Here is a 10,904-nt window from a genome sequence, read left to right as displayed (position 1 = left end):
AATTACAAAAAATAAAAAAACGAAATGGTTTTTTGCGGCTAAAAGTGCTGAAATCTTCTAAATGATAACTCTCCGCCCCGCTTTTGCCAAACCCATGTTGTACGACGTTTTTTTTATGCAGTTATAGGATTAACTCTTATTTGTCCGCCAACTGCTTTCAAAACTTTCATAATTGTTGAAAACTGTGGTTTTGCACCTTCAGATAGTGCTTTGTACAAACTCGGTCTGCTCATTCCAGTTTCTTCTGCAATTTTTGTCATTCCGATTGCTTTTGCAATATTACCAATTGCTACAACAATTTCAGAATCATCGCCTTCTTCAAGGACAACATTAAGATATTCAGCAATCATTTCGTTGCTGTCCAAATAATCTGCAATGTCAAATTTTGAAATATCCATTCTTTATTCTTTTATTTTTTCCCAAATTTCTTTCGCTTTTTCTATATCTTTTTGTTGGCTTGATTTGTCGCCGCCAATTAACAAGATAATAATTTTTCCATCTGTCTCTTTGAAATAGATTCTGTAGCCCTTTGCAAAATTTATTCGCAATTCGCTGATTCCATTTCCAACAGGTTTGCAATCTCCAAAATGTTCTTCGTTTTGTAATTTCTGGATTCGGAACAAGATTTTAGCCTTTGCTCGGATATCTTTTAATTTTCGGAACCACTTGTCAAACTCATTTGTTTTCTCAATAAAGTACATTTTGTATTCATTTGGATACAAATATAGGAAAAAGTTAAATCAATCCAAAATTTTTGTTTTAAGCGGAATCTTTGTCATGTCCTGAAATAGGTTGACTTTTTTTGGGTTAATATTTTGTTTTTTTTCACGATTTAAAAATAAGGAATTTCATAATTGGTTTCGGAATAAATTGTGGAAAAATGTCCTTTTCTTTTCCCTACTGATTTTTCCACAATTTATTTCCGCGTTTTTCAACCACAACATTATGCTGATTTTTTACGATATGTTTTGTATATTTGAGTATTAAATTCATTATGAGCTTGTTGCGGTGTTTTTAGGTTGAGGCTCCAATGCAATCTTTCGTTGTTGTAGATCTCTACAGCTTCTTTAATCATTTTTTGAGCAGTTTTTAAATCAGGAAGAACATTAATGAAACCAAATTCATATTTCAAAATGCCATTAATCCTTTCAGCGACTGCATTTTCGTAAGGATCATACTTTTGTGTGGTGCTCATTTTGTAGCCTAATTTCCTTGCAAAATCAGTATAATCTGGGCAACAATATTGCAATCCTCTGTCGGAATGATGAATGATATTCTCAGTATTAAATTGTCTGTTTTTATGCGCCATTTTAAGGGCTTTTTTCACCATTTCTACCTTCATGTTGTCTTCCAGGGCGTAACCCATTATTTTCTTGGAATAAGGGTCTGTTACCAGCGAAAGATAGGCGTGTCCTTCATCGGTTTTGATGTAGGTAATGTCGCAAACTACGGCCTGTTCAGCGTGTTTAAGCTCTGTTTCTTTCAAGAGATTTGGTGAAGTGTAGTAAAAATGCTTGGAATCTGTTGTGATGTGATAGCATTTGTTCTTTTTGATGAGCATTCCATGGTTTCGAAGCAGCGTGAATAAAGCATCACGCCCTATTTTAATCTTATTTTCCGAGATTTCTGTCTTGATTTTATCCATGAGTTTTCGCGTGCCCATTTTTCGTTGTTTTTTACGGGCGTTTTCTACAATTTCAATTACTTTTTGATTGAGTTTTTGCTTCTCTTCAAACGTTTTTTGACGCTTGTAATAGGCTTGCTTGGAAATCCCAAACACTTGATACAAAAGCCTTATTTTAATTTTTTCTTCTTTTTTTGTATCTCGTTTGATAAATGTTTGGGTAATAATTCCTTTGAGAGTTCCTTACCTGTAACTCGTTCAAATTCAATGATTACGTCTTGTTGAAACTCTTTGATCCACTGGAGTTCTTGAAGTTTTTCTTTGAGTTTTTTGTTTTCGTCTTGCAGGCTCATTGCTTTGGATTTTGAGGTGTAATTGGATAATTTTTTTCGCCAATAATCGATTGTGCTTCTTGAAATGTTGTATTTCTTGGAGGCAAAGTTAGTGGAAATTAAACCATTGTTAATCTGCGAAATAACGAAAATTTTGAATTCAAAAGATGTTTTTTTATCGTTTCTTTTTCGGCAGGGTTGTCCATTTGTTAAGTCCATTGTTCAGTAAAAGTGCTTAATTTTTGGTCAACCTATTTTAGGACGATACATTTCATAAAATGTCGTATAACGGAAAAAGTATTGGCGAAGATGGGCAAAAAAGGAATTCGGAGAATTCAATTTTGTGGAGTAGAAGCCAATGCTTTTTCGTGGAAACTAAATTACAAAAAAAGTTGGAACGAAAAGCAATTGGCGGCAAAGAATATTCAAATTTTCAATTTGGATATTCAAGCCCGTTTTTGCCAATACCGTGTTATGTGTTGTCCTTTTTTAGTTCTAATTATCATCATCTTCCTTTTTGTAGCCTTCATAATAATATGATTGTTCAATACCTTTAAAAATTATTTCTCTATTTTCAACATCTTCAGTCAGATTTTCTGAAAGTAAAGTTCTCAATTCTAAATCATTAATTGGACTTCTTTCCATTGACTGTAAATAAAGTGTTTTGTCAACACATTGCCAATTGACTACTTTCTTTAGATTCTTTTTAAGAATTAAATCAAGCCAAATTCTCATTGTTCTTCCATTTCCTTCCATAAATGGATGAGCAATATTCATTTCGACGTATTTGGCAATAATTTCCTCGAAAGTATTTTCTGGCATTAATTCTATTTTCGCCAAGATTTCATTCAGATACATTGCTGTTGCAAATCTAAATCCGCCTTTTGAAATATTTAAAATTCGTATGTTTCCTGCAAAATCATACAACTCGTCAAATAAATATTTATGTATTTGTTGAAGCCCTTTCGTCGTTCCAATTTCTATATTTTTAATGTCTCCACTTTCAAATAATTTGTAAGCGTTTTCAAGACTTTTTTTGTCAATATTTTTCATCTTCTATTTAAGACACATCGTTGTTTTAGGATTACACATAACGGAAAAAGTATTTGCGAAGGGCGGGCTAAATTTAACTGGAAGTTCAATTTCGACCGGACGAAGCAAATTGCTTTTTCAGATTGTTAAATTACAAAAAAAATACAATATGAAAAGCAAGTTGCGACTAAATGCATCGGGTTTTCTATTATATATTCAACCCCGCCTTTTGCAAATACTATGTTATGTGCAGCCACAATTAAGGTTTCATTTTTAATTTTTCAATTTCTTCCACTAAATCATATTCTTTTTTATGAATTTTTTTACTTGTTAAATCTGTTTTGACTGTGTCAATAAATTCCTTAAAATCATTATTCATAGTTAGTTTATTCACAGTTTCCCAATCAATTAAATCCTTGAATTTTGAAGGTATTAATATTTCAGTTGAATGTGGGTCCTCAATATTGAGTTTAATAACGCCAATTCCAAAAGAGGTACAAAGACGACCTAATTCATCTCTGAAGTCTTCATTTTCTGATATTTGCGATGCAACCAAAAATGATTCATTCGCCCAAGAAGAATTTGAAACACATTGAAAAAAACTTTCACGAAGATTTGCAAAATTTAATTCTCTTTTTAATTCAAAAGAATAGAGTTTCAAAGAAGTATTTCCCATTGCAGAACTCAAGTCATAAACTTCCTTTTTCCAATCTTCCATTGAAAAGTAGCAACCAACCATATCAGGATGAACCCATTCCCCAAATTCTTTTTTTGAAGAAACAGAATGATTTATTGTTTTTGTGTAGCAATGTAAGTGGTAGTATGCATAATATGATAAATACTTATGTAAATCTTTTTCTAAAAAATCAAATTTTTTCTTTTTTGGAACAAGGATTTCTTCAGTAATTGAACTATCCTCTAAATTAATTTTTCCAATTTGAGACTTTAAATAAAACTTTTTTGGACGAGAATCAGTTTTTCCAAAAAGGGATTTAGGATTATCTTTTGAGTTAACATAAATCTGCGCTCCTAAAGTTGCCCAAGGAGTTTTACCTTCAGTATTTAACTCTTTATCGTAATTTTTTTTAACACCTATTGCCCAAATTTCATTTGATGTTAATGGTTTATTTTCTTCTTGTAAAACTTTTTCAGCAAGTTCTAAAAATGTCATTAGCTGGTTTTTTGGTTAGTGGTTGCGCACAACGGGAAAGGGCTTGGCGAAGGCGGGGATAAGAAAGACGGAAATTCCAACTAAACCCGAACCGAGCAAAAACCATTTTCGTTTTTTCAAAATTACAAAAAATAAAAAAACGAAAAGGTTTTTTGCGGCGAAAAGTGCTGAAGTCTTCTAAATGATAACTCTCCGCCCCGCTTTTGCCAAACCCATGTTGTGCGCAGTATTTTTAGTTCGGCGACTTGGATTTAACTCGTTAAATTCAGGTCAGAGAATTAAAAATCAAGCACGACAATTTTTTTCACCCACGAAATCGCAAAGATTTTCAGAATTTTATTCACGAATTTTGGAAAATAATTCAAGCAAAATTTATTCACGCCATTAAGCGCAAATTTGTAAACGTCAAGCACAATTTTTAAAATCCAGTGGAATTTTTGTAGATTGATTTTAAGTTTTTTGGCGCATTTTTCAGTCAGCGTTTTGAAGAATTCAGCGCAATTTTTGATACTCAAATCCGTAAGTTTTTCGTAAAGATTTTTTCTGGATTTAGGAAAATCAGCGCAAAGAATTTCAGATTTCAGTCAGTTCTAGAAGTTTAAATTCAGGTCAAAATTTTGATTTTTCAGACCGAAATTTCTAGTGATAACTGCCCTTCAAAATATTGCGCACAACGGGAAAGGGCTTGGCGAAGGCGGGGATAAGATAGACGGAAATTCCAACTAAACCCGAACCGAGCAAAAACCATTTTCGTTTTTTTCAAAATTACAAAAAATAAAAAAACGAAATGGTTTTTGCGGCGAAAAGTGCCTAATTCTTCTAAATGATAACTCTCCGCCCCGCTTTTGCCAAACCCATGTTAGCAGAAGTATCTTTTTACAGGTTAATTCCAAGATTTAGTTTTCCTCCAAGTCCAATTTCCACAATTTTTTGCAGTGTTGAAAGTCTAACATCTTTAATATTATTTTCAACTTTTGAAATATAACCTTTATTGGTTCCACATTTTTCTGCAAGTTGCTCTTGTGTAAGACCTTTTTCAAGTCTTGCTTGCTGAATTAAAATTCCAAGTTTGAATTCTTCATATCCCTTTTCAAACTCGTCTCTTCTTTTTGTTCCCTTTTTTCCGTATTCTTTATCAAGAATTTCAGTTAGAGAAGTTAAATTTTTATTTTTCATGTTCGTATTCTTCTTTAATTTTTAATGCAATCTCAATTTCCTTTTTTGGTGTTTTTTGCGTTTTCTTTTGAAATCCATTTGTCAACACGACCAATTTTCCTTCGTCAAAAAAGCAAAAAATCCTAAAAATATCGTTTCCAAACTGAACTCTTATCTCATAAAGTCCGTTGGTTCCTTCCATATGTTTAAAATATTCAATTGGAATTTTCTCCACGGTTTCAATGACCATAAAAGTCCATAATATTTTCTCTTTTACTTTTGGCTTCTGTTTTTGGAAGAAGTCAAGGAAGTAATTTTTATAGGCGAAAATATTTCTAATCTTCTTTTCTTCCATATCATTTACAAAAATACAAAAAGTTGTCCAAATGAACAACTTTTATTTTTATGCGGAATTTTTTATGATATTTCTGCTAACGGAAAAAGTATTGGCGAAGTGCGGGCTTAATTTAACTGAAAATTCAATTTAGACTGCGTGGAACCGATGCTTTTTTCGGATTGTTAAATTAAGAAAAAAATCAATACGAAAAAGCAGCGGCGGCTAAATGTGACAAATCTTTCAATTATCCCTTCCTCCCGCATTTTGCCAATACTATGTTATCTGCAGCCTTTTTAGTTTTATTTATTTTCTTTAATATTTGCCAAAAGATTTGGAACTGCAAAACTTAAAACAAGTCCAAAAATTGTAATTAGTAATCCTGATATCCACGAGTTTTGATTTTCCATTTCATTTTTTAAAGATTCTATTTCTGTTTTGTTGATTTCCCTTATAGATTCATCACTTTTTTCTAATTGAGAAATGTTGTTATTCATATTAAGTAACGAAAGTGTTTTTTCAGGATTGTCTGAAATTCCTTTTTCAATAACTTCTATTCTATTTGTTAAATCTGCTATATCCGAATTTACAGGGTTATTCTTGGACGAACTTACATTTTGATTTGTTTTTTTGTCAATTTGATTTATTAATGTTTTCAAATTTTTTATTTCAGTTTTAATCAAATCACAATTGCAAGATGATGAAAAAGTTGAGGAGTTGTTTGTTTTTTTATTCAAATTTAGTGAGTAAACCACAGTAATTATTCCAACGACAAGACTTAAAATGGAAAGCATTGAGCTTAACCACACTCTTTTTTTTCTTTCTTTTAATTCTTCAATTTTATATTTTTGGATTCTTTCTTTTTCAATTTTTTCTTCAGTTTTTTGCTGTGATACAAGGGTTTCATATCTTGGGAATTCATCATCTGGAATTAGTTTTAGGGCCCCATCTGTCAATTCGAAAATTTGAAAATCTTTTCCAAATCCAAAACTTAAAACTAAATAAACAGGTATATCTTCTTGTAAATTTGATAGAAAATCATTTTGATAATAGTTTATTTCATTAATTAAATCACTTTTTTCCGAAGTTGAAGATTTAAATTCAAATAAACATAAAAAATTGTCATTTTCTGTATCAATAACTAATAAATCAGGTCTGAATTTTGGGTGAATTTTAGAGGATTTGAATTCAAACAATAGACTATTTTCAGGATAACCTTTTGATAATAAAAATTGTTTAAAAATATCTATAAATTGTTTTTCCATAAGCGATATAAGGTTGCAGATAACGGTTTGGGTATTGCCGAAGGCGGGGAAATAGAAGCACAAAACCTGAATTAAGCACCGCAGTTAGCAAAACCATTTTTTGTTTGCTAATTTACATTTTTCAAAGCAAATAAAAAATGGTTTTTGCGGAATAGAAGTACAAATGTTGAAGTTTGGACTTTCAGCCCCGCTTTTGGCAATACCTTGTGCTTGTTGCACAACTCAAATATACAAATAAATTTGTATAAAAATTGGATATTTCGTAAATTTAAATATGCAAGGAAAGAAGAATTTTACGCCACAATTATTTGTTTCGGTCAATTTATTAGACCTAGTTCCAGAGGATAATTTTTACAGAAAATTGATAACGGAACTCGATTTTATAAAAATGGTATTTATAGACTTCAAAAGCTCGTTTTTAAGCACCCCAATTTTTAGCATTTTGACCGTTAACTAAAAAACAAACCTCGCTTAAAAGTGATTAAACGAGGTCAAAATTTTATGTTTTGGAAATAGTATTTCTAAAAATGGGAGTTGTGCAACAGCTACGCCTGTTATCTGTAGTTTTTTTTAATTTGTGTTATGAAGAAATATTTTATAATAACCTTTTCCTATTTGAACTACTGCAATGAATTCGTAGTTTTCACTATGATAAATGTCTTCAGAAAAACTACTATTATCGTCATTAGAAATATAATTATGCTTTTTTAATTCATTTTGAAATTGTAAATAATCATTTTGATTGGTAATTACATAATTAACAACTGGACTCTCAGCACTGTCATCTTTTTCAATTATGTACATATTGCCATTACTCATATTTTCATAGCCAAAGGAAACATAATTATTCTTACTAGTGATTAATTTATATGATTTACCAATAGCATAATTTGAAAATTCGGCAAAATTACTTTTTGTAAGTATTTCTAACTCACTAAGATTAAATTTTTGCGCATTACAGAAATATGACAATAGTAAGAATGCGAATGTGTAAATTTTTATTTTCATACTTAATTAAAATATCGTGCGTTACTATGTGATAAACTAAAATTTTTAAGTTGACTTATATAATTGTAATAAATTTGTTATTTAATTATTCATTTTTTATTTCAGTATAACAGAAATTCATAATAATAATGAAATTTTGAACACATCTTGTTTAAAATTACAGATAACGGAAAAAGTATTGGCGAAGTGCGGGATTTTTAGCTGAAAATGAACAACTTAAAACTGCAATTAGCAAAAAACTTTTCGTTTTTCAAACTTACAAAAAAATTGGAAAACGAAAAGTTTTTTGCGACAAAATATCTGAAAATTTTCAACTTTGTACTTCCTCCCGCATTTTGCCAATACAATGTGCTTGTTGCACAACTCAAATATACAAATAAATTTGTATAAAAATTGGATATTTTGTAAATTTAAATATGCAAGGAAAGAAGAATTTTACGCCACAATTATTTGTTTCGGTCAATTTATTAGACCTAGTTCCAGAGGATAATTTTTATAGAAAAATGTTATCCGAACTCAATTTACATTTCATTTATAAAGCAACTCAAAAGTATTATGGTAAGGAAGGACAGGAGAGTATAGATCCTGTAGTTTTCTTTAAGATTTTATTGGTGGGATATTTAAACAATATCAATTCAGATAGACAGTTGATAGCTTTTTGTAGTGATAGCTTATCGATACGATTATTTTTGGGTTATGATGTACATGAGCAGCTTCCTTGGCACAGTACCATTAGCCGAACTCGCGGTTTATATGGCGAAGAAGTCTTTTTAAACTTGTTTAAAGAAGTCTTGAAAATGTGCGTTTCTAAAGGAATGGTAAGAGGGAAACGCCAAGCGGTGGACAGCGTTTTCATCAAAGCCAACGCCAGTATGGATAGTTTGGTAGAGAAGGAAGTTTTGGAAGATGCTGGTGCTTTTGTGAACGAATTTGAAGAAAACAGCGAATACAAAGTGACTTCCACCCGCAAGAAACTCGTTGAACGCCACCATGATTGGAAAGCAGAAGCGTATAAAGGAATGCCAGCAAATAGCAACAGCAATCAAACCGACGAAAATGGCAATCTCATTCGTCCGAAATACCTATCGAATCACACCCATTATTCTCCCACAGATAGCGATGCTAGAGTAAGCGTAAAACCAGGCAAAGCGCGACAATTAAATTATTTTGGACAAATCGCAGTAGATGATGCACACCATGTGATTACAGGAGCGTGTTCTGATTTTGCGGACAAACGCGACAGTCAGTGTTTAGAACAAATTGTAGAACTTACCGAAAAAAACCTAAACGAAAACGGAATAGAACTCGAAGAACTTTTAGCCGATGGTGGTTACAGCAGTGGCGAAGCTTTGGCGTATTTGCACGAAAAAAACATCAACGCCTACATCCCCTACTTCGGACAATACAAATCAGAGCGAGAAGGTTTTACTTACCACAAAGAAGAAAACTATTATCAATGCACAAAACCCGAAGGTAAGCAAGCTAAACTGCTTTTCAAAGGCGAAAAAAGGGATAGTAAAGGCTACACCAAACGAACGTACCGAAGTAGCGAAACAGATTGTAAAAACTGTCCACTAAGAGAACAATGCTGTGGCAAAAGCACCAAGTTTAAAAAGCTAGACGACAGCATCCACAAAGAACATTACGACCGTATGCACCAAAAACTCACCCAAAACGAGAAATATGCCAAGAAAATGGTTAGAGTGCGTAGCAAAACGGTAGAACCCGTCATTGGAACGTTGGTCAACTTTACGAATATGAGGAGAGTCAATACACGAGGAATCAAAAACGCAAACAAACACGTATTAATGGCAAGTTTAACCTACAACTTGAAAAAATACTTACGCTTTATCGCCAAAAAACCGAGTATTTTAGCCCAAGTACTATCTCTAAAACAAGGGAAGAACTTTGCTTTTGTAAATCAGTCTTTCCAAGCTTCAATAACTCAATTTTAAGCACCCCAATTTTAAGCATTTTGACCGTTAACTAAAAAACAAACCTCGCTTAAAAGTACTTAAACGAGGTCAAAATTTTATGTTTTGGAAATAGTATTTCTAAAAATGGGAGTTGTGCAACAGCTACCGATGTTAGCGGTAGTTATTTTTGTTTTACATATATGTGTCTAATGTTATTTACTCCTGTTTCTCTTTCATCAATATCAAACTTTTTGGTGTCTTTTATTAATGGTAGTAATTTGAGAAATCCATAGTTTCTTGGATCAAAGTCAGGCTTTTTCTTAAGAATGTAATTTCCTAAGTTTGCTAAGAATGTCCAGCCATTTTCGTCAGCCAAATCATTCACGCTTTCAGTTAGAATTCTAATGGTTTCTGCATCTACTTTGCTTAGTGGCTCTTGTTTTTTATTTTTTGCATTAGCTTTAACAGTCTCAACATTTTCTAAAATCGGTGCTTTTAGAATTTCGATGTAAATAAACTTGTCGCAGGCAGAAATGAAGGGCAGGGGAGTTTTCTTTTCTCCAAAACCAATTACAGTCATTCCAGCTTCTCTCAGCCGAGTAGCTAGTCGAGTAAAATCACTGTCACTTGATACAATACAAAAACCGTTCACCTTTCCAGAGTAAAGAATATCCATAGCATCAATAATCATTGCACTATCACTAGAGTTCTTTCCTGTTGTGTAGCTATATTGTTGAATAGGAGTAATAGCGTTTTCTAAAAGGACATTCTTCCACCCCGAAACCGTTGGTTTAGTCCAGTCTGCATAAATGCGTTTTATTGTTGGAGTTCCATTTTTGGCAATTTCCTCAAGCATTTCTTTCACATTAGCATATGGAATATTGTCTGCATCAATCAATACCGCAAGTTTATCTTCATTCATTTTGATTTTATTTGTTGTTTGGTCTGTCGTTCGATATAATTACCGCTAACGGGAAACGTATTGCTGAAGTGCGGGCTTTTACACCTGAAATTTCTACTAAAAACTGCACGAAGCAAAAAATGTTTTCCGCTGACTAAATTAATAA

Annotated in this window: 12 protein-coding genes; 1 reads left to right on the top strand and 11 read right to left on the bottom strand. The window is 32.2% G+C overall.

Annotated elements, in window-relative coordinates:
* Positions 1–113: 113 nt before the first annotated feature.
* The 10 genes from IV513_RS13755 to IV513_RS13710 all read right to left on the bottom strand — a co-directional run bounded on the left by IV513_RS13755 (position 114) and on the right by IV513_RS13710 (position 7,921).
* Positions 114–398: an addiction module antidote protein gene (locus IV513_RS13755; RefSeq protein ID WP_055041555.1), complete on the bottom strand. Its 285-nt coding sequence runs from the start codon at positions 396–398 to the stop codon at positions 114–116.
* Positions 399–401: 3 nt separating this feature from the next.
* Positions 402–701 carry a type II toxin-antitoxin system RelE/ParE family toxin gene (locus tag IV513_RS13750; RefSeq protein WP_124784682.1) on the bottom strand — a complete coding sequence of 100 codons (300 nt, stop codon included), beginning with the start codon at positions 699–701 and terminating at the stop codon, positions 402–404.
* A 242-nt stretch (positions 702–943) separates the two neighbouring features.
* Positions 944–1,780 carry an IS3 family transposase gene (locus tag IV513_RS13745; RefSeq protein WP_317196430.1) on the bottom strand — a complete coding sequence of 279 codons (837 nt, stop codon included), beginning with the start codon at positions 1,778–1,780 and terminating at the stop codon, positions 944–946.
* Positions 1,781–1,794: 14 nt separating this feature from the next.
* Positions 1,795–1,977: a hypothetical protein gene (locus IV513_RS15890; RefSeq protein WP_245168954.1), complete on the bottom strand. Its 183-nt coding sequence runs from the start codon at positions 1,975–1,977 to the stop codon at positions 1,795–1,797.
* A gap of 474 nt (positions 1,978–2,451) precedes the next feature.
* Positions 2,452–3,009, bottom strand: coding sequence for a protein adenylyltransferase Fic (fic, locus tag IV513_RS13735; protein WP_209391131.1), 558 nt, complete (start codon positions 3,007–3,009; stop codon positions 2,452–2,454).
* Positions 3,010–3,247: 238 nt separating this feature from the next.
* Entirely contained in the window at positions 3,248–4,159 is a 912-nt protein-coding gene (locus tag IV513_RS13730) for a COG2958 family protein (protein ID WP_209391130.1), read from the bottom strand.
* Positions 4,160–5,035: 876 nt separating this feature from the next.
* Positions 5,036–5,335: a helix-turn-helix domain-containing protein gene (locus tag IV513_RS13725; RefSeq protein WP_209391129.1), complete on the bottom strand. Its 300-nt coding sequence runs from the start codon at positions 5,333–5,335 to the stop codon at positions 5,036–5,038.
* Positions 5,325–5,669 (bottom strand): type II toxin-antitoxin system RelE/ParE family toxin, encoded by a 345-nt coding sequence (locus IV513_RS13720; protein WP_209391128.1) that lies wholly within the window; start codon positions 5,667–5,669, stop codon positions 5,325–5,327. Before IV513_RS13720 ends, IV513_RS13725 begins: the two co-directional genes overlap by 11 nt.
* 281 nt (positions 5,670–5,950) lie before the next feature.
* On the bottom strand, positions 5,951–6,913 hold the full coding sequence (locus IV513_RS13715; RefSeq protein WP_209391127.1) for a hypothetical protein: 963 nt from the start codon (positions 6,911–6,913) through the stop codon (positions 5,951–5,953).
* A 570-nt stretch (positions 6,914–7,483) separates the two neighbouring features.
* Entirely contained in the window at positions 7,484–7,921 is a 438-nt protein-coding gene (locus IV513_RS13710; protein ID WP_209391126.1) for a hypothetical protein, read from the bottom strand.
* A 416-nt stretch (positions 7,922–8,337) separates the two neighbouring features.
* On the opposite strand from IV513_RS13710, the gene IV513_RS13705 reads away from it, so the two are divergent.
* Positions 8,338–9,876, top strand: coding sequence for an IS1182 family transposase (locus tag IV513_RS13705; protein WP_209391125.1), 1,539 nt, complete (start codon positions 8,338–8,340; stop codon positions 9,874–9,876).
* A 142-nt stretch (positions 9,877–10,018) separates the two neighbouring features.
* On the opposite strand, the gene IV513_RS13700 is transcribed toward IV513_RS13705, so the two are convergent.
* Positions 10,019–10,759, bottom strand: a complete 741-nt coding sequence (locus tag IV513_RS13700) for an NYN domain-containing protein (RefSeq protein WP_209391124.1) — start codon at positions 10,757–10,759, stop codon at positions 10,019–10,021.
* Positions 10,760–10,904: the final 145 nt, after the last annotated feature.

Source organism: Chryseobacterium sp. RR2-3-20 (assembly GCF_017808115.1).
Lineage (GTDB): Bacteria > Bacteroidota > Bacteroidia > Flavobacteriales > Weeksellaceae > Chryseobacterium > Chryseobacterium oryzae.
The sequence above is the reverse complement of the archived record's forward strand: the minus strand, read 5'-3'. Positions and strand labels throughout refer to the sequence as shown.

What these genes read in the sequence shown, in the direction of transcription:
- IV513_RS13755 (WP_055041555.1), bottom strand. Translation starts at nt 398, where the DNA reads ATGGATATTTCAAAATTTGACATTGCAGATTATTTGGACAGCAACGAA.
- IV513_RS13750 (WP_124784682.1), bottom strand. Translation starts at nt 701, where the DNA reads ATGTACTTTATTGAGAAAACAAATGAGTTTGACAAGTGGTTCCGAAAA.
- IV513_RS15890 (WP_245168954.1), bottom strand. Translation starts at nt 1,977, where the DNA reads ATGAGCCTGCAAGACGAAAACAAAAAACTCAAAGAAAAACTTCAAGAA.
- fic (WP_209391131.1), bottom strand. Translation starts at nt 3,009, where the DNA reads ATGAAAAATATTGACAAAAAAAGTCTTGAAAACGCTTACAAATTATTT.
- IV513_RS13730 (WP_209391130.1), bottom strand. Translation starts at nt 4,159, where the DNA reads ATGACATTTTTAGAACTTGCTGAAAAAGTTTTACAAGAAGAAAATAAA.
- IV513_RS13725 (WP_209391129.1), bottom strand. Translation starts at nt 5,335, where the DNA reads ATGAAAAATAAAAATTTAACTTCTCTAACTGAAATTCTTGATAAAGAA.
- IV513_RS13720 (WP_209391128.1), bottom strand. Translation starts at nt 5,669, where the DNA reads ATGGAAGAAAAGAAGATTAGAAATATTTTCGCCTATAAAAATTACTTC.
- IV513_RS13715 (WP_209391127.1), bottom strand. Translation starts at nt 6,913, where the DNA reads ATGGAAAAACAATTTATAGATATTTTTAAACAATTTTTATTATCAAAA.
- IV513_RS13710 (WP_209391126.1), bottom strand. Translation starts at nt 7,921, where the DNA reads ATGAAAATAAAAATTTACACATTCGCATTCTTACTATTGTCATATTTC.
- IV513_RS13705 (WP_209391125.1), top strand. Translation starts at nt 8,338, where the DNA reads ATGCAAGGAAAGAAGAATTTTACGCCACAATTATTTGTTTCGGTCAAT.
- IV513_RS13700 (WP_209391124.1), bottom strand. Translation starts at nt 10,759, where the DNA reads ATGAATGAAGATAAACTTGCGGTATTGATTGATGCAGACAATATTCCA.